Origin of the sequence: Pseudomonas sp. B21_DOA (genome assembly GCA_030544685.1) — a bacterium.
GTDB lineage: Bacteria > Pseudomonadota > Gammaproteobacteria > Pseudomonadales > Pseudomonadaceae > Aquipseudomonas > Aquipseudomonas fluorescens_AO.
In genome coordinates this window covers 2,603,559-2,624,943 of record CP086683.1, presented here as the reverse complement: position 1 = coordinate 2,624,943, position 21,385 = coordinate 2,603,559, and the positions used below count along the sequence as shown (strand labels likewise).

The 21,385-nt window shown below is 60.9% G+C and carries 20 protein-coding genes and 4 pseudogenes; 12 read left to right on the top strand and 12 right to left on the bottom strand.

Annotation, left to right across the window (positions count from 1 at the left end; all coding sequences use genetic code 11):
• Window positions 1-531: 531 nt before the first annotated feature.
• Both LJU32_12010 and LJU32_12005 read left to right on the top strand, forming a co-directional pair.
• Window positions 532-714: a hypothetical protein gene (locus tag LJU32_12010; protein WKV91084.1), complete on the top strand. Its 183-nt coding sequence runs from the start codon at window positions 532-534 to the stop codon at window positions 712-714.
• Window positions 715-826: 112 nt separating this feature from the next.
• The gene (locus tag LJU32_12005; protein ID WKV91083.1) at window positions 827-2,014 is read left to right on the top strand and encodes an MFS transporter; all 1,188 of its coding nucleotides are present in this window, start codon (window positions 827-829) and stop codon (window positions 2,012-2,014) included.
• On the opposite strand, the pseudogene arfB reads toward LJU32_12005, so the two are convergent.
• The 8 genes and pseudogenes from arfB to LJU32_11965 form a co-directional block, all read right to left on the bottom strand.
• Window positions 2,013-2,423 (bottom strand): annotated as a pseudogene (gene arfB / locus LJU32_12000) (aminoacyl-tRNA hydrolase). The gene LJU32_12005 and the pseudogene arfB overlap by 2 nt on opposite strands.
• Window positions 2,424-2,647: 224 nt before the next feature.
• The gene (locus LJU32_11995; GenBank protein ID WKV90765.1) at window positions 2,648-4,060 is read right to left on the bottom strand and encodes an amino acid permease; all 1,413 of its coding nucleotides are present in this window, start codon (window positions 4,058-4,060) and stop codon (window positions 2,648-2,650) included.
• A gap of 1,099 nt (window positions 4,061-5,159) precedes the next feature.
• Window positions 5,160-6,380 carry a 23S rRNA pseudouridine(2605) synthase RluB gene (rluB, locus tag LJU32_11990; protein WKV90764.1) on the bottom strand — a complete coding sequence of 407 codons (1,221 nt, stop codon included), beginning with the start codon at window positions 6,378-6,380 and terminating at the stop codon, window positions 5,160-5,162.
• Between the two features lie 123 nt (window positions 6,381-6,503).
• Window positions 6,504-6,713, bottom strand: coding sequence for a DUF1289 domain-containing protein (locus tag LJU32_11985; GenBank protein WKV90763.1), 210 nt, complete (start codon window positions 6,711-6,713; stop codon window positions 6,504-6,506).
• A gap of 126 nt (window positions 6,714-6,839) precedes the next feature.
• The gene (gene scpB / locus LJU32_11980; GenBank protein ID WKV90762.1) at window positions 6,840-7,805 is read right to left on the bottom strand and encodes an SMC-Scp complex subunit ScpB; all 966 of its coding nucleotides are present in this window, start codon (window positions 7,803-7,805) and stop codon (window positions 6,840-6,842) included.
• Between the two features lie 11 nt (window positions 7,806-7,816).
• Window positions 7,817-8,515, bottom strand: a complete 699-nt coding sequence (locus LJU32_11975) for a segregation/condensation protein A (GenBank protein ID WKV91082.1) — start codon at window positions 8,513-8,515, stop codon at window positions 7,817-7,819.
• 123 nt (window positions 8,516-8,638) lie between these two features.
• Window positions 8,639-9,268: a threonylcarbamoyl-AMP synthase gene (locus LJU32_11970; GenBank protein WKV90761.1), complete on the bottom strand. Its 630-nt coding sequence runs from the start codon at window positions 9,266-9,268 to the stop codon at window positions 8,639-8,641.
• Between the two features lie 13 nt (window positions 9,269-9,281).
• Window positions 9,282-10,145, bottom strand: coding sequence for a PHP domain-containing protein (locus LJU32_11965; protein ID WKV90760.1), 864 nt, complete (start codon window positions 10,143-10,145; stop codon window positions 9,282-9,284).
• 87 nt (window positions 10,146-10,232) lie between these two features.
• Between LJU32_11965 and LJU32_11960 the strand changes: the two genes are divergently transcribed.
• From LJU32_11960 to LJU32_11935, 6 genes and pseudogenes are all read left to right on the top strand, one after another.
• Window positions 10,233-10,829: a septation protein A gene (locus tag LJU32_11960; protein ID WKV90759.1), complete on the top strand. Its 597-nt coding sequence runs from the start codon at window positions 10,233-10,235 to the stop codon at window positions 10,827-10,829.
• Window position 10,830: 1 nt separating this feature from the next.
• Window positions 10,831-11,130 (top strand): YciI family protein, encoded by a 300-nt coding sequence (locus tag LJU32_11955; protein WKV90758.1) that lies wholly within the window; start codon window positions 10,831-10,833, stop codon window positions 11,128-11,130.
• Between the two features lie 326 nt (window positions 11,131-11,456).
• Window positions 11,457-11,867, top strand: coding sequence for a translation initiation factor 2 (locus LJU32_11950; protein ID WKV90757.1), 411 nt, complete (start codon window positions 11,457-11,459; stop codon window positions 11,865-11,867).
• A gap of 7 nt (window positions 11,868-11,874) precedes the next feature.
• Complete coding sequence (locus tag LJU32_11945) at window positions 11,875-12,552, top strand: response regulator transcription factor (GenBank protein WKV90756.1); 678 nt, start codon at window positions 11,875-11,877, stop codon at window positions 12,550-12,552.
• 233 nt (window positions 12,553-12,785) lie between these two features.
• Window positions 12,786-13,238, top strand: a complete 453-nt coding sequence (locus LJU32_11940) for a Spy/CpxP family protein refolding chaperone (protein ID WKV90755.1) — start codon at window positions 12,786-12,788, stop codon at window positions 13,236-13,238.
• A gap of 170 nt (window positions 13,239-13,408) precedes the next feature.
• Window positions 13,409-14,748 (top strand): annotated as a pseudogene (locus LJU32_11935) (HAMP domain-containing histidine kinase).
• A gap of 113 nt (window positions 14,749-14,861) precedes the next feature.
• On the opposite strand, the gene LJU32_11930 reads toward LJU32_11935, so the two are convergent.
• A complete protein-coding gene (locus LJU32_11930; GenBank protein ID WKV90754.1) occupies window positions 14,862-15,428 on the bottom strand; it encodes a nitroreductase family protein in 567 nt (188 codons plus the stop codon).
• 121 nt (window positions 15,429-15,549) lie between these two features.
• Here LJU32_11930 and LJU32_11925 point away from each other — a divergent pair, with 121 nt between their 5' ends.
• On the top strand, window positions 15,550-17,004 hold the full coding sequence (locus LJU32_11925) for a TrkH family potassium uptake protein (GenBank protein WKV90753.1): 1,455 nt from the start codon (window positions 15,550-15,552) through the stop codon (window positions 17,002-17,004).
• On the opposite strand, the gene LJU32_11920 is transcribed toward LJU32_11925, so the two are convergent.
• On the bottom strand, window positions 16,961-18,022 hold the full coding sequence (locus LJU32_11920; GenBank protein WKV90752.1) for an AraC family transcriptional regulator: 1,062 nt from the start codon (window positions 18,020-18,022) through the stop codon (window positions 16,961-16,963). The two genes, LJU32_11925 and LJU32_11920, sit on opposite strands and share 44 nt — an antisense overlap.
• A 165-nt stretch (window positions 18,023-18,187) precedes the next feature.
• On the opposite strand from LJU32_11920, the gene LJU32_11915 reads away from it, so the two are divergent.
• Window positions 18,188-18,499 carry a DUF962 domain-containing protein gene (locus LJU32_11915; protein WKV90751.1) on the top strand — a complete coding sequence of 104 codons (312 nt, stop codon included), beginning with the start codon at window positions 18,188-18,190 and terminating at the stop codon, window positions 18,497-18,499.
• 14 nt (window positions 18,500-18,513) lie between these two features.
• Window positions 18,514-19,104, top strand: coding sequence for a phosphohydrolase (locus LJU32_11910; GenBank protein ID WKV90750.1), 591 nt, complete (start codon window positions 18,514-18,516; stop codon window positions 19,102-19,104).
• Window positions 19,105-19,214: 110 nt separating this feature from the next.
• On the opposite strand, the pseudogene LJU32_11905 reads toward LJU32_11910, so the two are convergent.
• Window positions 19,215-20,029, bottom strand: a pseudogene (locus LJU32_11905) (UDP-2,3-diacylglucosamine diphosphatase).
• 177 nt (window positions 20,030-20,206) lie between these two features.
• Between LJU32_11905 and LJU32_11900 the strand changes: the two are divergent.
• On the top strand, window positions 20,207-21,100 hold the full coding sequence (locus tag LJU32_11900; GenBank protein ID WKV90749.1) for a DMT family transporter: 894 nt from the start codon (window positions 20,207-20,209) through the stop codon (window positions 21,098-21,100).
• Here the strand turns inward: LJU32_11900 and LJU32_11895 are convergent.
• Window positions 21,094-21,380, bottom strand: a pseudogene (locus tag LJU32_11895) (SelT/SelW/SelH family protein). The gene LJU32_11900 and the pseudogene LJU32_11895 sit on opposite strands and share 7 nt — an antisense overlap.
• Window positions 21,381-21,385: the final 5 nt, after the last annotated feature.

The window sequence follows — 21,385 nt, the reverse complement described above, 5'->3', positions numbered from 1 at the left end:
ACTGCAACACAAAACCCTGTGGGAGCGAGCCCTGTGGTGAGGGGATTTATCCCCGACCGGCTGCGCAGCAGTCGTAAACCGTTGATCGCGGAGTGTCAGACATTCCGCGAACGCAGGGTTGGGGCCGCTTCGCAGCCCATCGGGGATAAATCCCTCGCCACAAAAGTCCACTCCCACATTTGGTTTTTGTGGTCGCCTCCCTCCCTGCGGCCATCTGTCGCATTAATTTGAATTAAAAGTCTGATTGTCATTTTTCCTGCTGTATCCTGCGCAGGCTTTGTAAAGCGCGGAGCACCTGATCTATCAACAGACTTAGCGAGGAGCGCAACCATGCACGAGATTCCCAATCTCCCTTCCCAAGCCTGCACGTACCTGAGCAGACGACCCCGCAACACGCCGGCGCCGAAAAGCCCGAGCCGCAAGAAGCCGCTGACAGCCGCAAAGCCGACAGCGAAGAGTAAGACCCGCCGTACAGACCGTGTGGAAAGCGCTAACATGCGCTTTCCACACTGCCTGAAACCCGAGCCCGCCATGACCGACGAATTCTCCGAAAGCCAAGCTGCCGTGCTGATCGGCGCCACCGAGAAAATGATCGAGATCTGGAATCGCCTCTCACCCGAGAAACAGGCCGCCCTGCTCGAGCGTTTCGGCAGCGAAGAAAATGCCCTCGCCGCCCTCGTCACCACGCAACTGGTCGCTCCGGCGAAATCCTGAACGCGCCGCCCGGCAAATAGTTTTACTTTTCCCCGCCCTTGAGCGGTTCACGCCGGTATCATGAGCAGCCTATCTAATCGGCTGCTCCCGTGGATCGTTACCCATGTCGTCTATATCCGAGCCCCAGCGTCCGCTGGCGGTTACGCTGCAAGTAGTTTCCATCGTCCTCTTCACCTTCATCGGTTACCTGAACATCGGCATCCCGCTCGCCGTGTTGCCGGGCTATGTCCACAGCGACCTCGGTTTCGGCGCAGTGATCGCCGGGCTGGTGATCAGCGTGCAATACCTCGCCACCCTGCTCAGCCGCCCGTACGCCGGCAAGATCATCGACAACCAGGGCAGCAAACGCGCGGTGATGATCGGCCTCGCGGGTTGTGGCTTGAGCGGCGTGTTCATGCTGATCTCGGCGTGGACACCGAACCTGCCGCTGCTGAGCCTGATCAGCCTGTTGATTGGCCGCCTGGTGCTGGGTAGCGCGGAAAGCCTGGTCGGTTCCGGCTCGATTGGCTGGGGCATCGGTCGCGTCGGCGCGGCAAATACGGCGAAAGTGATTTCCTGGAACGGCATCGCCAGTTACGGCGCCCTGGCGATCGGCGCGCCGTTCGGTGTGTGGCTGGTGAGCCGGCTGGGTTTGTGGAGCATGGGCGTGAGCATCATCCTCCTCGCTTTGCTCGGTCTGGCGCTGGCATGGCCGAAAACTGCGGCACCGATTGTTGCCGGTGAACGCCTGCCGTTCATGCACGTGCTCGGCAAAGTCTTCCCGCATGGTTGCGGGCTCGCGCTGGGTTCGATCGGTTTTGGCACCATCGCCACTTTCATTACCCTGTATTACGCGACTCAGCACTGGGACAACGCCGTGCTGTGCCTGAGCCTGTTCGGCGCCAGCTTCATCGGCGCGCGGCTGCTGTTCGGCAACCTGATCAACCGCCTCGGCGGCTTCCGCGTGGCGATTGCCTGCCTGTCGGTGGAAACCTTGGGTTTGTTGTTGCTGTGGATCGCACCGGATGCACACTGGGCATTGGCCGGCGCGGCGCTGAGCGGCTTCGGTTTCTCGCTGGTGTTCCCGGCGCTGGGCGTGGAGGCAGTGAATCTGGTCCCGGCCTCCAGCCGTGGCGCGGCGGTCGGTGCCTATTCGTTGTTCATTGATTTGTCGCTGGGGATCACCGGACCGCTGGCCGGGGCGATTGCGGCGGGGTTCGGCTTTGCGTCGATCTTTCTGTTCGCAGCCTTCGCGGCGTTGAGTGGACTCGGTCTGAGTGTCTATCTGTACAAGCACACGGCGAGATACCGCGAGGCTTAAAGTCCACCTTGCCGCGCCCGGCCTTGATGCTACCGCGCTTGGTTTTCGACTCCAGCCGACGCTTCTTCGAGCCGAGGGTCGGTTTGGTGGGGCGGCGTTTCTTTTCGACTTTGGTGGCGCTGAGAATCAGCTCGACCAGCCGCTCCAGCGCATCGGCGCGATTGGCTTCCTGGGTGCGATATTGCTGCGCCTTGATGATCAGCACGCCGTCGCTGGTGATACGACTGTCACGCAGCGCCAGCAGGCGTTCCTTGTAGAACTCCGGCAATGACGAGTTGGGAATGTCGAAGCGCAAATGCATGGCGCTGGAAACCTTGTTGACGTTCTGCCCACCGGCGCCTTGCGCGCGGATGGCGGTCAACTCGATCTCGGCATCCGGCAGATGCACGTTGTTGGAAATCACCAGCATGGAAAAACGTCCGTAATCAGAGGGTGCAGGATAACCTGATTCACTCAACCTCTGTGGGAGCGAGCCTGCTCGCGAAGGCGGTGTGTCAGTCGATGCAGATGTTTCTGATGGACCGCTTTCGCGAGCAGGCTCGCTCCCACAGGGTTCGGTGTGATGCCAGATTTTTCCATTTCAAAACAACAAACCCGGCACTCTGGCCGGGTTTGTCGTTTCTGCTTGCGCGGTTATTTCGCCGTTGCAGCCACCACCGGCTGCACACTGCGCTTGTTCTTGATCAGGTAGCAGACCCACATGAACACCACCCACACCGGAATCGCATACACCGAGATCTGGATCCCCGGGATCAGCAGCATCACGCCGAGGATGAACACCACGAACGCCAGGCAGACGAAGTTGCCGTACGGATACCACAGCGCCTTGAACAGCGGCGTCTGCTTGGTCTGGTTCATGTGCTGGCGGAACTTGAAGTGCGAGTAGCTGATCATCGCCCAGTTGATCACCAGCGTCGCAACCACCAGCGACATCAGCAGTTCCAGCGCGTGTTGCGGGATCAGATAGTTGAGCAACACGGCAACCAGCGTCACTGCCGCCGACGCCAGAATCGAACGCACCGGCACGCCGCGCTTGTCGATCTTCGCCAGGCCTTTCGGTGCATCACCCTGCTCGGCCATGCCCAGCAGCATGCGGCTATTGCAGTAGGTGCCACTGTTGTACACCGACAGCGCAGCGGTCAGCACGACGAAGTTGAGGATGTGCGCGGCGGTGTTGCTACCGAGCATCGAAAACACCTGGACGAACGGGCTGCCGCTATAGGAATCGCCGGACGCGTTGAGGGTTTCCAGCAGGCTGTCCCACGGGGTCAGCGACAACAGGATCACCAGCGCGCCGATGTAGAAAATCAGGATGCGGTAGATCACCTGATTGATCGCTTTCGGGATCACGGTTTTCGGCTTGTCGGCTTCGGCTGCGGTGAAACCGAGCATTTCCAGACCGCCGAAGGAGAACATGATGATCGCCATGGCCATCACCAGACCGCTCACTCCGTTGGGGAAGAAACCGCCGTGGGACCACAGGTTACTCACCGACGCTTGCGGGCCGCCGTGGCCGCTGACCAGCAGGTAGCTGCCCAGCGCGATCATGCCGACGATGGCCACAACCTTGATGATCGCGAACCAGAATTCGGCTTCACCGAAGACTTTGACGTTGGCCAGGTTAATCGCGTTGATCAGCACAAAGAATGCGGCAGCGGAGACCCAGGTCGGGATGTCCGGCGCCCAGTAATGGATGTACTTGCCGACCGCTGTCAGCTCGGACATGCCCACCAGAATGTACAGAATCCAGCAGTTCCAGCCCGAGAGAAAACCGGCGAAACCGCCCCAGTATTTGTGGGCAAAGTGGCTGAAGGAACCGGCCACCGGCTCTTCGACGATCATTTCGCCGAGCTGGCGCATGATCATGAAGGCGATGAAGCCGCAGATGGCGTAGCCGAGGATCATCGACGGGCCGGCGGATTTCAGTACCCCGGCAGAACCGAGGAACAATCCGGTACCGATCGCGCCACCGAGGGCGATCAGTTGAATATGGCGATTTTTCAGGCCGCGTTTAAGCTCGCCTGATTGCGAGGGTTGTCCACTCATGAAAAAGGTCTCACGCAAGGTTTGATGATGTTCAGTAGACGTTGCTGCAAGGTTGCGATTTCAGGCAGCCCCGATCAAACCCCAGCGCAGGCACCAGGAGTTCAGCTCATTTACAACGGTCATGCGTCACCTGTTTGTTTTTATCTGTGACGAAATCGAACCCGGCACGCTTGTGGCGCGGCGGAGTGAACAAGGCGGATAGCCTCGAGATTTTTGCGATTACGCAGAGGGTCACAGTTAAAACGCGGCGCATTGTACACCGCTAACCCCTGCTGCCAGACCCGCCTGATCAGCGTGTCGGTTGCCGGGATTGCGTGTGTCCGCCTCGACAGTCTTGAGCGGCTGCAAAATGTGAGTCAGGCCTTTGCAGGCCATCGGCGGGGACGAGGAGAAAACCGTCCCACGGGGAGAAGTGGAAATCAGTCGCGGCGTTCATTGCGCCTCCTTCTTGTTATTCGCCTGCACGACAGGCATGGGGCGCATCACACCCTGCCTGGAGGCTGGAAACAAGCGCGCCAGAGCCCTGCGTGGCGCACGCTCCGTCGGGTTACGGAAGCTTTTCCTTACAACGGAGGGCGAGACCGGAAATCACCGCGTTGGCGGGCCAACATCGTCAGGTTTTCTTTACAAGGCGTAACGAATATTTTCCGAATCAGAAATTTCCGTAGGACGTCTACAAATTGACGGTCGCTAGCTTGCTATACATTTCGCCGGCCTGTTTTTTGTTTTCAAATAAGAAAACCCACCCTGAAAAACAGAACAAGAAGTCTATTAAAAAACCCTCAACCAGGTTTTTCACGTCTCACCGGCCACCCAAGGGCAACCATCACCTGGACCTGATCTTTTCCGGCGGGGTGTTGGCGCTGGATGACAAGCCGGTTTGCGACGGACGATTCATGTTCTAAGCGACTGGCTCCTTCGTGAGCAGGCTCGCTCCCACATTGGATCTGCGGCGTACAAATCCTCTGTGGGAGCGAGCCTGCTCGCGAAAGCGCCTTGTCAGACGCCAGATGAGTTTCGCCAGACGAAAAAAACGCCAACCCTACGGTTGGCGTTTCCGCTTCAACTTGCAGCTTGCAGCTAGAAACTCACAGCTGCCTCACTCAGGCTTCTTGCGACCGAAACCCGGGCGCTGACCGGAACCGGCCGGTGCGCCGCGGCGTTTGCCCGAGGGCTTGTCGCCGTCGACCAGTTTGATCCCTGGACGCTTCGGCGCCGGTTTGGCCGGGCGCTTGTTGGTGGTGTCGGCTGGACGATCCGCGACCGGCGTACCGCGACCGGCAGGCGCGCCGCGTTCGCCACGCTCGGTACGACCATTGGCCGGACGCGGTGCACGCTCGCCATCACGGGCAACCGGTTTGCGGCCAGGACGCTCGCCTTCAATCTGCGGCTCGCGGCCCGGGCGTGGCCCGGTCGGTGCGCCAGCGGCTGGACGCAGGGTGCGTACGCGCTCGGTCTTGGCCATCGGCCGCGACGATTTACGCTGCATGCGTTCGAGCTTGTCCTTGCTCTTGGCGTTCAGCTGCGGCATTGCCACCGGGGTCAGGCCGACTTCGGCGCTGAGCACGTCGACTTCGTACTGGCTCATTTCGCGCCAGCGGCCCATCGGCAGATCGGAGTTGAGGAACACCGGACCGAAACGCACACGCTTCAGACGGCTGACCACCAGACCCTGCGATTCCCACAGACGACGCACTTCACGGTTGCGCCCTTCCATGACCACGCAGTGGTACCAGTGGTTGAAGCCTTCACCGCCCGGCGCCTGTTGAATATCGGTAAAACGCGCCGGACCATCTTCCAGCACCACGCCGGCCTTCAGGCGTTCGATCATCTCGTCATCGACTTCACCGCGTACACGCACGGCGTACTCGCGGTCCATCTCGTAGGACGGGTGCATCAAACGGTTGGCCAGTTCACCGTCAGTGGTGAACATCAGCAGACCGGTGGTGTTGATGTCGAGACGGCCGATGTTGATCCAGCGGCCTTCTTTCGGACGCGGCAGCTTGTCGAACACGGTTGGACGGCCTTCCGGGTCGTCACGGGTGCAGATCTCGCCGTCAGGCTTGTTGTACATGATCACGCGGCGCACCGATTCGGCGGCCTCTTCGCGTTTGATCACCTTGCCATCGATGGTAATGGCGTCGTGCATGTCGACGCGCAGGCCGAGGGTGGCGTCTTTGCCATTGACCTTGATCCGGCCCTGGCTGATCCAGGCTTCGACGTCACGGCGCGAGCCGACGCCGATACGGGCGAGGACCTTCTGCAACTTTTCGCCTGCTGGGCCGATTTCCTGGTCGTCTTTCTGATTGATGTCACTCATCTGGGCACCTCCCGGTGTGGTCTGTTCAGGCGGCGCCTGAAGCATTGGAAACTGGTGTTCGGCCGAAGGGATCGGCGAAGGGTCGCGAATCATACGCGGATGTGCGCCATCGCGCATCAGAGACTAGCTGATCGATGGCCGGTTATTTCTTTTCCGCCGACCGGCACCGCCGAGTTTGATCAGGCGCAGCGCGGCTTCGGCCAGCACCGTGCGTTTATCGTCCTTGTCGAGCTTCTTCCAGGCCTTGATCTCGCGCTTGCTGCGACCGCAACCGAGGCAGATGTCGTCGGAAAATTTGCAGAGGCTGATGCAGGGGTCTTTGGTGGAACTCATCATCCTCTCCAGAAACACATCAAACCCTGTGGGAGCGGGCTTGCCCGCGATAGCGGTGTGTCAGTCAACATCATTGGATCTGACCCACCGCAATCGCGGGCAAGCCCGCTCCCACAAGGATCCGGATCAATCGTGGAACTCGCGCCGTTCGGCTTCGATTGCCTCAGCCAGTGCACGGGCTTCGGCTTCTTCTTCGCTGAGTTCCGGTTCCGGCTGTTCGAGGGCGGCGACAGCGGCCAAGAGTTTCTCGCGGGCCTCGGCGACACCCAGGACGTCCTCTTCCGGTTCGGCGTCAGGCGTGGCTTCAAGTTCAACTGCAAGCTCAACAACCGGTTCGATAATCTCGGACTCAGAGACCGGCGCTTCGCCATCCACCGCATCACGCAGCAAGTCGTCGAAGTCGGTCTTGATCCCCTCCTCCATGCTGTCCAGCTCCAGCAGCAGGGAATGGAAACTGGTTTCTTCCTTCTCCTCCTCCGGCTCGGCGCTGGCGTCGGCCAGCTCTTGCAGACTCTGCGGCACCGGCGCGTCGTCGAAGTCGAGCACCGGTTCGGCTTCCATCTCGCGCAGTTCGGCCAGCGGCGGCAGGTCTTCGAGGTTTTTCAGGTTGAAGTGGTCGAGAAACGCCTTGGTCGTGGCGAACATCGCCGGTTTGCCCGGCACGTCGCGATAGCCGACGACGCGAATCCACTCACGCTCGAGCAAGGTCTTGACGATGTTGCTGTTGACCGCCACGCCCCGCACATCTTCGATTTCGCCGCGGGTGATCGGCTGGCGATAGGCGATCAACGCGATGGTTTCCAGCAAGGCGCGGGAATAGCGCTGCGGGCGCTCTTCCCAGAGACGGCCGACCCACGGCGAGAACTTCTCGCGGATCTGCAAGCGATAGCCCGACGAGACTTCCTTGAGCTCAAAGGCGCGGCCCTCGCAGGACTTGCCGAGCAGGGTCAGGGCTTTCTTGAAGACCGCCGGCTCCGGCCGCTCGCCTTCTTCGAACAGTTCAAACAGGCGCTCAAGGGATTGCGGCTTTCCCGAGGCCAACAGAAAGGCTTCAAGCAGGGGCGCCAGCTCGCGGGGTTCAGTCAGGTTCATACAGGGACTCGTTATTCGGCTCGGGCTCGCACGTGGATCGCAGCGAACGGCTCATTCTGCACCAGCTCGACCAAGGATTCCTTGACCAGTTCAAGGATCGCCATAAAGGTCACCACCACACCGAGGCGGCCTTCTTCGGCGGTGAACAGCTCGACAAACGGCACGAAGCCGCCGCCCTTGAGCCTTTCCAGCACATCACTCATGCGCTCGCGGGTGGACAGCGCTTCACGGCTGACCTGGTGGCTTTCGAACATGTCGCCACGGCGCAGGACTTCGGCCATGCACATCAGAATCTCTTCCAGCGCGACGTCGGGCAACAGCTTGCGCGCCCGCGCTTCCGGGGCGTCGAGCTTGGGCACGATCACATCCCGGCCGACCCGACTCAGCCCATCGATACCTTCGGCAGCAGCCTTGAAACGCTCGTATTCCTGCAAGCGGCGGATCAGTTCGGCGCGTGGATCGTCTTCTTCATCTTCGACGGTTTCGGCGCGCGGCAGAAGCATGCGCGATTTGATCTCGGCGAGCATCGCCGCCATCACCAGGTATTCGGCGGCCAGCTCCAGACGCACCGACTGCATCAACTCGACGTAGCCCATGTACTGGCGAGTGATTTCCGCCACCGGGATGTCGAGGATGTTGATGTTCTGTTTGCGGATCAGGTACAGCAGCAGGTCGAGCGGGCCTTCAAAGGCTTCAAGGAAGACTTCCAGCGCATCCGGCGGAATATACAAGTCCAGCGGCATTTCCATGACCGCTTGGCCATAGACCATCGCGAACGGCAGCTCCTGCTGGGCGCCGGCCTGAGGATCGACCACGGTTTCCACTGCGGACATTCAGGCCTCGACCATGAACGGCGTCGGATCGCCGCAACCGACGCGGACCACTTCCGGGTCGTCGCCGGTCAGGTCAATCACCGTCGAGGCCTTGATACCGCCAAAGCCGCCGTCGATGATCAGATCGACCTGATGCTCAAGCAACTGGCGCATTTCGTAGGGATCGCTGAGTGGGTCTTCGTCGCCGGGCATGATCAGCGTCACGCTCATCAGCGGCTCGCCGAGTTCGGCCAGCAGGGCCAAGGCGATCGGATGGCTGGGCACGCGCAGGCCGATGGTGCGCTTCTTCGGATGCAGCAACAGGCGCGGCACTTCGCGGGTGGCATTGAGAATAAAGGTGTACGGCCCTGGCAGGTGCGCCTTGAGAATGCGGAAGGTGCCGGTGTCGATCTTGGCGTAATTGCCCAGCTGCGACAGGTCGCTGCAGATCAGCGCGAAGTTGTGTTTTTCATCGAGCTGACGCAGACGTCGCACGCGCTCGATGGCGGTCTTGTCGCCGATCTGGCAACCGATGGCGTAGGACGAGTCCGTGGGATAAATCACCACCCCGCCCTTGCGGATGATCTCGACCGCCTGTTTGATCAGGCGCGCTTGCGGGTTTTCCGGATGTATCTGGAAAAATTGACTCACGTTCTCTACCTGTTCAGACGGCGGCAATATCTGTGTCATGTTTGAACCGACACCACAGGGGTGGAAGGTCCTCGGGAACCGGCCGGTACTGGCCGATCTCGGACCAGCCGCCAGGGCCATGGAAGTCACTGCCGGCGCTGACCAGCAGACCGAACTCACGGGCAAGGATCGCCAGGCTGCCCACCTGCTCTGCGGGCTGATGGCCATTGACCACCTCGATAGCATGCCCGCCTGCTTGAATATAGTCGGCAATCAGCTTTCGGCGCTTGCTACGGGTGAAATCGTAGTGCCAGGGATGTGCCAGGCTGACCCAGGCACCGGCGGCGCGCAGGGTGGCGACGGTGTCTTCCAGGGTCGGCCAGTGCAGCTTGACGTCGCCGAGCTTGCCGGCGCCGAGCCATTTGCGAAACGCCTCGGCGCGATCCTTTACATAACCTTCACGCACCATCCAGTCGGCGAAATGCGGCCGGGCCGGCGCGTTGCCGCTGTCGCCCAGCTCCTGCTGGATCTGCCGGGCGCCGTCGAGGGCACCGGGCATGCCCTTGAGGGCGAGCTTGCGGCTTATTTCTTCCGACCGCAGCCAGCGGCCATCGTGCAATTTGGCGATCGCTTCAACCAGCGGCGCAGCGTTGACGTCGAAACCGTAGCCCAATACGTGAATGGTCGCCCCGCCCCAGGTGCAGGACAATTCGACGCCATTGACCAGTTGCATGCCCAACTCGGTGGCGGCAGTACGCGCCTCGGCGAGCCCCTCAAGAGTGTCGTGGTCGGTCAACGCCAGGACTCGCACGCCGTTTTCGAACGCTCGCGCAACCAGAACCGCAGGCGCCAGGGCGCCGTCGGAGGCCGTGCTGTGGCAGTGCAAATCAACATTCACGGGGAGTTGTAACCTCAAATCAGCTGGCGCTATCGCGCGCCCATATGTTTGTTATTATGCCGCCACATCCAGCTTCTGGCTCTCACTGTGAAACAATTCATCGATTTCATCCCGCTTCTGCTGTTTTTCATCGTTTACAAACTTGATCCACGGGTCGTAGACATTGCCGGCCAGCAAGTGACCGTAGGCGGTATCTACAGCGCCACGGCGATGCTGATCATCAGTTCCCTGGTGGTGTACGGCGCGCTGTTCATCAAGCAGCGCAAGCTGGAAAAGAGCCAATGGCTGACGCTGATCGCCTGCCTGGTATTCGGCAGCCTGACGCTAGCCTTCCACAGCGAAACCTTCCTGAAATGGAAAGCGCCGGTGGTCAACTGGCTGTTCGCTGCGGCGTTCATCGGCAGCCATTTCATCGGCGATCGCCTGCTGATCAAACGCATAATGGGCCACGCGCTGACCCTGCCGGACCCGGTCTGGACGCGCCTGAACATCGCCTGGATCGGCTTCTTCCTGTTTTGCGGCGCGGCCAACCTGTTCGTCGCCTTCACTTTCCAGAGCATCTGGGTCGACTTCAAGGTGTTCGGCAGCCTGGGCATGACCGTGCTGTTCCTGGTTGTACAGGGCATCTACCTGTCGCGCCACCTGCATGACACCGATACCACAACGCCAAAAACCGAGGACTGACATGCTCTACGCCATCATTGCCACCGACGTTGCCAACTCGCTCGAAGCCCGCCTGTCCGTGCGTCCGGCACATCTGGAACGCCTGCAAGCGCTCAAGGGCGAAGGCCGCATCGTGCTGGCCGGCCCGCACCCGGCCGTCGACAGCAATGATCCGGGCGCAGCGGGTTTCACCGGCAGCCTGATCGTCGCCGAGTTCGACTCCCTCAGCGCCGCACAGGCCTGGGCCGATGCCGATCCGTACATCGCCGCTGGCGTTTACGCCAATGTGATCGTCAAGCCGTTCAAGCAAGTCCTGCCGTAATCCCGCTATTGAAATGCCGACGGGTTTTATGTGGCGAGGGATTCATCCCCGCTGGGTGGCGAAGCCGCCCCAATACCCATCCAACGCGGTGTGTCTGACACACCGCATGCTCCCATTTCAGGACTGCTACGCAGCCCAACGGGGCAGTGCGACGTTTCGCTAAATCCCCTCGCCACAGAATATTCATCAGCCACGAATTATTTGTCAGCCACCAACATCACGTCCTGCGCACTGAACCTTCTCGCTTCTCACCCATCTCAATCGCTCATTATTCTCGTGTGCCTGCCGACAACCTGCCCAATATCCATTTGGAAACAGGTGTCGCGATGCGCAAGGGTCCGTTGTGTCTGATGTTGCTCACGTTGTCGATCATGGCGCCCGCCCATGGTGAGGAAACCACCGAAGGCGGCAGCTCCACGCCATTGTCATTGAGCGCCGGCAGCCAGATCACCGAGCTGCAACAGCGGCTCAAGGCCAGTGAACAGCAGCGCGAAGAACTGAACAAACAACTGCAGAATGCCGACAACACCCGCGAAAGCGCCCAGCTCGCCCGGCTGCGCCAGGAGAACCAGCGTCTGAAGCTGCAACTCAAGGAAGCCCAGGCCAGCCCGTTGCCGCGTTTGCTGACCGATCAACAGCAGTGGTTCGTCACTGGCGCCGGGGTAGCGCTATTGGCGCTGCTCTGCGGTATCTTTGCCAGTGGTGCAAGCCGAAAACGTCGGCAATGGCTAAATTGAGTGAGTCATGAGCGAGCTGTTACTGATTGATGATGACCAGGAGTTGTGCGAACTCCTGAGTAGCTGGTTGAGCCAGGAAGGCTTCCAGGTACGCGCCTGCCACGACGGCCAGAGCGCGCGCAAGGCGTTGGCCGAAACCGCCCCGGCGGCGGTAGTGCTGGACGTGATGCTGCCCGACGGCAGCGGTCTGGAACTGCTCAAGCAACTGCGCAACGACCACGCCGACCTGCCGGTGCTGATGCTGTCAGCGCGTGGCGAACCGCTGGACCGCATCCTCGGCCTCGAACTGGGCGCCGACGATTACCTGGCCAAACCCTGCGATCCCCGCGAACTGACCGCGCGCCTGCGCGCCGTGTTGCGCCGCAGCCACCCGGCCGCCGTATCGACGCAACTTGAGCTGGGTGATCTAAGTTTCAGCCCGGTGCGCGGCGTGGTCAGCATCGACGAAAAAGAACTGACGCTGACCGTCTCTGAAAGCCGCCTGCTCGAAGCCCTGCTCAAGCAACCCGGCGAGCCGCTGGACAAACAAGAACTGGCGCAACTGGCCCTCGGCCGCAAGCTGACCCTGTACGACCGCAGCCTCGACATGCACGTCAGCAACCTGCGCAAAAAAATCGGCCCCCACCCCGACGGCCGCCCGCGCATCGTCGCGCTGCGTAGCCGGGGTTACTACTACAGCCTCTGAAGAGCCCTCCCTGTACTGATCGTTCCCACGCTCTACGTGGGAATGCAGCCGGGACGCTCCGCGTCCCACAGCCTGAAGATCGCAGCCTTCGGCAGCTTTTACACAGAATTTGTGTAAGGCCGGGCACGAAGCGTCTTTACCGAAGCTTTACGCTGCGCTGACCGCCGCTGACCTTGATCTGCGTAATCTGCACTCATCCGGAACGTACCGGGAACGAGACAAGGAGATACACCATGCGCAAGACTCTTATCGCTCTGATGTTCGCTGCCGCTCTGCCAACCGTGGCCATGGCCATGCCGCAGGATGGCGGTCCGCTGGGTGGTCCGCTGGATGGCCCGCGCCACGGCGGTCAGATGCACGGCGGCATGCACGGCAAAGGCCCGTACAGCCAGCTCGATCTGACCCGCGAACAGCGCGAGCAGATTCGCAAGATCATGGGCGAGCAGATGCACGAGCGTAAGCAGGTGGTCGACAAGTACCTGGAAAAACTCTCGCCGGCCGACCAGAAAGCCATGAAGGACGAGATCGCGGCCAACCACAAGAAAGCCGAGTCCGATGTCCGCGCACTGCTTAAGCCCGAGCAACAGAAGCAGTTCGACGAGATCCAGAAGAAACGCGCCGAACGCCGCGCCGAATGGGCCGAGTTCAAGGCCTGGAAAGCGCAGCAGGCACAAAAGGCGCAATAATGTTCTGACGTCAGGCTCGACGGTTCACTCCGTCGGCCTGTTTTCATCATTTACTGTGGGAGCGAGCTTGCTCGCGAAAGCGGTGTATCAGACGCAGAAATGTTGACTGACATACCGCATTCGCGAGCAAGCTCGCTCCCACAGGGTTTTGTGTTTTTTGAGGAGTTTCTGTGCGTTCACTGTTCTGGCGGATTCTTGCGAGCTTCTGGCTGGCCATCGCTCTGGTAGCCGGGCTGTCGATCCTGCTCGGGCACATGCTCAATCAGGACGCGTGGATTCTCAGCCGCCATCCCGGCCTCAACACGCTGGCGGCAGAATGGACGCAGACCTACGAAACCCAGGGCGAAGAAGCCGCGCAGGACATTCTCGAACAACGCAAACGCCAGTATCACATCGACGTTCAAGTACTCAACGAAACCGGCGATCCGGTGGTGCGTGGCACCTTTCCGCGCCGCGCCGCAGCATTCGAAGCGCGGCAGAACAACGATGACCGTCGTCTGCCGTGGCGGCGTCTGACCGACGAGATCACCAGTGAAAAAACCGGTGATACCTACCTGTTCATCTACCGCATCCCGCACCCGGAACTCGACGCCTGGCACCGCGAAAGCCTGCTCTGGCCGCTGAGTGCGCTGGGCATCGCGCTGGTGGTGCTGACCCTGTTCAGTTTGCTCGTGACTTTCTCTATCACCCGCCCACTGAGTCGCTTGCGCGGCGCGGTGCATGATCTGGGGCAGACGACTTATCAGCAGAACAGTCTGGCGAAACTGGCCAACCGCCGTGACGAATTCGGCGTGCTGGCCACCGATTTCAACCGCATGGGCGCGCGCCTGCAAAGTCTGATCGGCAGTCAGCGCCAGCTACTGCGCGATGTCTCCCACGAACTGCGCTCACCACTGGCGCGCCTGCGCATTGCGTTGGCTTTGGCCGAGCGTGCCAACCCGCAAGAGCGCGAAAAACTGTGGCCACGCCTGACCCGCGAATGCGACCGGCTGGAGGCGTTGATCAGTGAAATTCTGGTGCTGGCGCGAGTCGACGCCGACAACGCCAGCGCTGAAGAAGTGGACCTGAATGCGTTGCTCGCCACGCTGCAAAAGGATGCGCAGCTCGGCTCCCCGAGCAGACCGTGCGCCTGCAAGCTGAGCCACAACTGAATCTCAAAGGCTGGCCGACGATGATCGAGCGCGCCGTGGATAATCTGCTGCGCAACGCCCAGCGCTTCAACCCGAGCGATCAGCCGATCGAATTGCACGCTACGCGGCAGGGAGAGCGGATTGTCATCAGCGTGCGCGACCATGGGCCCGGGGTGCAGACCGAACATCTGAGTCAGTTGGGCGAACCGTTTTACCGGGCGCCGGGACAAACGGCTGCCGGGCATGGATTAGGACTGGCGATCGCCAAACGCGCGGCGGAACGGCATGGCGGCACGCTGACGCTGGCCAATCATCCGCAGGGCGGCTTTGTGGCGAGTCTGGAATTGCCGCTGGTGCCGGGAGTCGTGGTCCAGCCCTGAAGCAAGAAATGTGGGAGCGAGCCTGCTCGCGAGAGCGGTGTGTCAGTCAACCAATATGACTACTGACACTGCGTCTTCGCGAGCAGGCTCGCTCCCACAGTTTGAAATCGGGGTCAGGCTTTAGCGGGCCAGGCGCTGACGAACTCAGCCAGATCAACCTTCTCCGCCACGCGCGGCTCTTTCTGCGGCGTGCCGAGATAGAGAAACGCGATCACCTCCTCGCCTTCCACCAGCCCCAAGCCTTCGGCCACATGCTTTGAGTACGCCAGATCCCCGGTGCGCCACACTGCGCCAATCCCCTGCGCATACGCCGCCAGCAGAATCCCGTGAGCCGCACAGCCGGCCGTGAGCAGTTGCTCGGCCTTCGGATATTTCACGTGTTCCTGCAATTTCGCGATGACCACAACCACCAGCGGCGCGCGCAGTGGGCCGTTGCGGGCCTTGTCGATCATCGCTTCGGTGACTTCGCCGCTCTGCTGGCGGGCTGCCTCGGCCAGCAACTCGCCCATTTGCTCACGCGCTGCGCCTTCGACGGTCAAAAAGCGGTACGGCTGCAAGTGCCCGTGATCCGGGGCACGCAAGGCCGCGGCGAACAGGGCTTCGCGCTGCTCGGCAGTGGGGGCCGGTTCGACCAGTCGGGGAACGGAAACACGGTTGAGCAAAGCGTCGAGAGCCTGCATCGGCCACCTCCTTTGAAAAATGTGCGGCTATTCTAGCTGCAACTGTGCAGCGCCTGCCGGTTTACATGCCTTGCCCCGCAGGTAGAATGGCGCCCTTCTTCCACCAGCCCGAGCGGATTTCATGGCGTTGCCGACCTTACGGATCATTGGTTTTATCATCGGCATCTTCCTGATAACCCTGGCTGTGGCCATGGTCGTGCCGATGGCCACGCTGGTGATTTTCGAGCGCACCAGCGACCTGCCGTCGTTCCTCTGGGCGAGCATGATCACCTTCGTCGCCGGCCTCGCTCTGGTGATACCCGGCAGACCGGAACACATTCACCTGCGCCCGCGCGATATGTATCTGCTGACGGTCAGCAGCTGGCTGGTGGTGTGCATTTTCGCCGCGCTGCCGTTTCTGCTGACCCAGCACATCAGCTACACCGACTCGTTCTTCGAAAGCATGTCCGGCATCACCGCCACCGGCTCCACCGTGCTCAACGGCCTGGACAACATGTCGCCGGGGATTCTGATGTGGCGGTCGCTGCTGCACTGGATCGGCGGCATCGGCTTCATCGGCATGGCGGTGGCGATTCTGCCGCTGCTGCGCATCGGTGGCATGCGTCTGTTCCAGACCGAATCCTCGGACCGCTCGGAGAAGGTCATGCCGCGTTCGCACATGGTGGCGCGGTTGATTGTGGCGGCCTACGTCGGTATCACCATTCTCGGCAGCCTGGCGTTCTGGTGGGCCGGAATGAGCCCGTTCGATGCGATCAACCACGCGATGTCGGCGATTTCCACCGGTGGTTTCTCGACCTCCGACCAGTCGCTGGCCAAGTGGACGCAACCGGCGGTGCACTGGGTGGCGATCGTCATCATGATCCTCGGCAGCCTGCCGTTCACCCTGTACGTGGCGACGCTGCGCGGCGACCGCCGTGCGTTGATCAGGGATCAACAGGTGCAGGGTTTGCTGGCAATGCTGCTGGTGACCTGGCTGGTGCTCGGCACCTGGTACTGGTGGACCACCAAGCTGCATTGGCTGGAAGCGCTGCGGCATGTGGCGCTGAACGTGACCTCGGTGGTCACCACCACCGGCTTCGCCCTCGGTGACTACAGCCTGTGGGGCAACTTCTCGCTGATGCTGTTTTTCTATCTGGGCTTTGTCGGCGGCTGCTCAGGATCGACGGCGGGCGGGATCAAGATTTTCCGTTTCCAGGTCGCCTATATCCTGCTCAAGGCCAACCTTAATCAGCTGATCCACCCGCGCGCGGTGATCAAGCAGAAGTACAACGGTCACCGCCTCGACGAAGAAATTGTCCGTTCGATCCTGACCTTCTCGTTCTTCTTCGCCATCACCATCTGCGTGATCGCGCTGCTGCTGTCGCTGCTCGGGGTCGACTGGATGACCGCGCTGACCGGCGCCGCCAGCACCGTGTCCGGCGTCGGCCCGGGTCTGGGCGAAACCATCGGTCCGGCCGGCAACTTCGCAACGCTGCCGGATGCGGCGAAGTGGATTCTGTCGTTCGGCATGCTGCTCGGCCGACTGGAGATCATTACGGTGTTTGTGCTGTGTATTCCGGCGTTCTGGCGTCATTGACCGCATCCGGCACCTGCGTCAGGCGCAAGCGGTACTCGCCGGGCGTGGTGTCGAACCAGCGGCGGAACGCGCGGAAGAAGTTGCTCGGATCGGCAAAGCCCAGCAGGTAGGCGATTTCCAGCAAGGTCATGCTCGGTTGCGCCAGATATTGTTCGGCCAGTTCACGCCGGGTGTCGTCGAGCAATTGCTGGAAACTGGTGCCCTCCTCCTGCAAGCGCCGCTGCAAAGTGCGTTGCGACAGGTGCAGCGTCTGCGCCACGGTGTCGCGCTTGGGCTCGCCTTGGGGCAGCAAACGACACAGCACCTGGCGTGCCCGGTGCGTCACGCGACTCTCGGAAAACCGCGCCAGATATTCCCCGGCAAAGCGATCATGCAACAGCGCCATGGCTTCATTGGCGGTCGGCAGCGGCGCCTCCATGTCGGCCCGTTCGAAGATCAACGCATCGTAAGGCGCGTTGAACACCAGCGGTGCGTGAAAGGCTTCTTTATAAGGTTGCAGGTTTGTCGGCTGATCGCCCTGAACCAACACTTTGACCGGGTGCAGCGGGCGCCCGGTCAGCCAGCCGCACAGCGCCAGTGCACAGGCCAGTGACGCTTCGGCGCTCTGCCGGGTCGGCGGTAGATGATCGCCATGCACGGTGAGAATCAGCGCATAACCTTCCTCGAGCAGGCGAAAGCTCAAGTCAGCGCTTTCGGCAATGATGCGTTGATAGCGCACCAGACGCTGGAAGCCTTCAGCCAGGGTATTGCTCGACATCAGCGCGTAGCCGGCGACATGAAACGAGGCCGGGCGCACCACTTTGCCCATGTTCAGGCCGATCGCCGGGTTGCCGGACACCTCGACCGCGCGCTGCCAGAGCCGGGTCATGGAGTCCTGCGGGAAACGCGCATCCGGATCTTCAAGGGCGCTGAAATCCAGCCCCAGCTGCCTGAACAGAACCCGGCAATCCAGGCCGTCCATCTCCAGTGCTTTGACAATCCCCATCGCCCAGCTTGCAGAAGTCGTTCGTTCGCTCATGGTTGTTATTCTTTTACATGACGGGCTGCAGATAACCGCCCTATTTGCGAAGGATACTAAAGTGGCGCCGATTGTCACTGGCCCACGCCAATGATCACTCTAGACTCAAATAAGCTCCCCGCCGAACAACTTGTCGCCAGAACAATCACCACAGAGAGCGCGCTCGTGGAAAACATCAAGCAGTTCAACAGCTTCGCCGAGTTCTATCCGTATTACCTCGCCGAACACAGCAACAGCACCTGCCGTCGTTTGCATTTCATCGGCACTTCTCTGGTCATCTTCATTCTCGCCCTGAGCATCGCCAAAGGCGCCTGGCTGCTGTTGCTCGCGCTACCTCTGGCCGGTTACAGCTTTGCCTGGATCGGCCATTTCTTTTTCGAGAAAAACCGCCCGGCGACGTTTCAGCATCCGCTGTACAGCCTGCTCGGCGATTTCGTCATGTACCGCGACATGATTCTCGGTCGCGTGGCGTTCTGAATGAGGGTCTACCAATGAATGCCCATGCTCGCTTCACCCATATGAAGGACGGCACCGAGGAAGACTGGGCGATTATCGCCGCCGACTTCAGTGCCTATGCCAGACAGCTGCCATCGCGGGTCCTCGCGCATTTGAAGCTGCTTGAAGGCGACTTCGGCGGTTTCCCCGTGGATCGCCTGACCCACTCGTTGCAAACCGCGACCCGCGCCTTTCGCGACGGGCGTGACGAGGAATACGTGGTCTGCGCACTGTTGCACGATATTGGCGACACCCTCGGTTCCTACAACCATCCGGACATCGCCGCAGCGATTCTCAAGCCGTTCGTGAGTGCGGAAAATCTGTGGATGGTGGAGAAGCACGGCATCTTTCAGGGCTATTACTTCTTTCATCACCTGGGCATGGATCGGCATTTGCGCGAGCAATTCAAGGACCATCCGCAGTTCCACGCCACTGCCGAGTTCTGTGCCAAATACGATGCGGCGGCGTTTGATCCGGCGTATGACACGCTGCCGCTGAGTTTCTTCGAGCCAATGATGGAGCGGCTGTTTGCGCAGCCGAAGAACTCGATTTACAAGGCTGCGATGCAAGAACACAGCCCGGCCTAAGACCACATGTGGGAGCGAGCCTGCTCGCGAAAGCGCTGTATCAGGCACAGAAGTTTCGTCTGACGCTACGCCTTCGCGAGCAGGCTCGCTCCCACAGGGTGCTTTTTCGCTCAGGCGAGCTCGGCAACTTTGGCAGCTTTCAATTGCGCCTCTCGCGCCTGGGCATCCGCCAATCGATACAACTCGATCGTGCCGTCCCAATGCTCTATCAGCGCCGTGCACGATTCGACCCAATCGCCGCAATTGAGGTAGTCCACCTCCCCACCTTGCGAATCTCGGCATGGTGAATATGCCCGCAAACCACGCCATGCAGTTCGCGCTTCACGCATTCGTGGGCGATGGCTTCTTCAAAGTCGCTGATGAAACTTACCGCGGTCTTGACCTTGTGTTTCAGGTAGGCCGACAGCGACCAGTAACCGTAGCCATACCGGGCGCGCCAGTGATTGAGCCAGCGGTTGAGGGTCAGGGTGAATTCGTAGGCGGAGTCGCCGAGAAACGCCAGCCAGCGGTGATAGCGGGTGATCACATCGAACTGATCGCCGTGGATCACCAGCAAATGCCGGCCATCCGCGGTAACGTGCACCGCCTCATCGACCAACTGGATATTGCCCAGAATCAGCTTCGAATAGCGCCGCAGGAATTCGTCATGGTTGCCGGTGACGTAGATCACCTCGGTGCCGCGCTTGCTCATGGTCAGCAATCGGCGGATGACGTTGGTGTGCGCTTGCGGCCAGTACATGCCGCTGCGCAGTTTCCAGCCGTCGATGATGTCACCGACCAGATAGACCTTGTCGGCGTGGTAGCCCTTGAGAAATTGCGACAAGTGCTCGGCCTGGCAATCCCGGGTGCCCAGGTGCACATCGGAGATCCACAGGGTTCGCACCCGTTGTTTGCGACTGGGTCTGGCGAGCTCGGCGCTGGTCATGGGCAACCCTCTGCGATGTTTTCGCCAGCTTGCGCGCGCCGGGTTAATTGCCCATGACAGGCGCGAGTCAGTTGTGTGACTGCGCACATCGCAGACAAATTGAGGATTCGGATGACAGACGCGGCGGCGACAGCGCTTTAGACTGGCGCGCAATTGTTCTGTCTTTCAAGGAATGCAATGACTCCGCGTACCGCCCTCGGCGCCCTGCATATCGGCGCTTTGATGTTCGGCCTGACGGGGGTGTTCGGCAAACTTGCTGCCGCATCACCAGCGGTCATCGTTTTCGGCCGCGCGGCCTTCGCCGTGCTTGCCCTGGCCTTCTTTGCGCGATTCGCCAGTCAGAGCGGCTGGCAAAAGCTGCAAGCAGTGGACTGGCGGCGTCTGGCGCTGAGCGGCGTGTTGCTGGCCGGGCACTGGGTGAGTTTTTTCGTATCGGTGAAGATCGCCGGGGTGGCCATCGCCACGTTGGGCTTTGCCAGTTTCCCGGCGTTCACGGTGATTCTCGAAGGACTGATCTTCCGCGAACGCATCCGCGCCAATGAAATCGTCCTGGTGGTATTGGTCAGCATCGGTCTGGTGCTGGTGACGCCAGCATTCGATCTGGGCAGCGGCGCGACCGTCGGCTTGCTTTGGGCAGTGTTGTCCGGCCTGCTGTTTTCTTTGCTGTCGCTGACCAACCGCGCCAGTTCCGGACGCATCCCGGCGGTGCAGGCGGCTTTGTGCCAGAACGTCGTCGTGGCGTTGTGTCTGTTGCCGGTGGCGGCGCCGCAGTTGAGTCAGGTGCGAGCGCTGGACTGGTTGTGGATCGCCCTGCTGGGGGTGTTCTGCACGGGCGTGGCGCACAGCCTGTTCGTCGCCAGTCTGGCGGTGATCAAGGCGCGCACGGCGGCGGTGGTGTTCGCCATGGAGCCGGTTTACGGCATCACCCTCGCCTGGCTGCTGTTCAGCGAAACCCCGACCCTGCGCATGCTCATCGGTGGCGCGCTGATCATCATCGCGATCGTGGTGTCGGCGCGGATGTCAGGCGGCGGCGACAAGAAAACCGTCGCCGCCGAGGCCGCCTCTCACTGAGTGCGGTCGTTGTGACCGAGGTCGCGGTCCGGATCGATCTGATCGCGCACTCGCTGCTTCAATACCTTGGCCTCGGGAAACCACCGTCAGCCTTGCGCTCCCAGATCTGCACGCCTGCACAGGTGATGTGAAACACCCCGCCGGTGCCCGGCACCAATGACACTTTGCCCAGGTCATCAGCGAAGGTGCTGAGCAGCTCCTGGGCCAGCCATGCGGCGCGCAGCAGCCACTGGCATTGGGTGCAGTAAGTGATGACAACTTCGGCTTTGGCGACGGTCATGATCG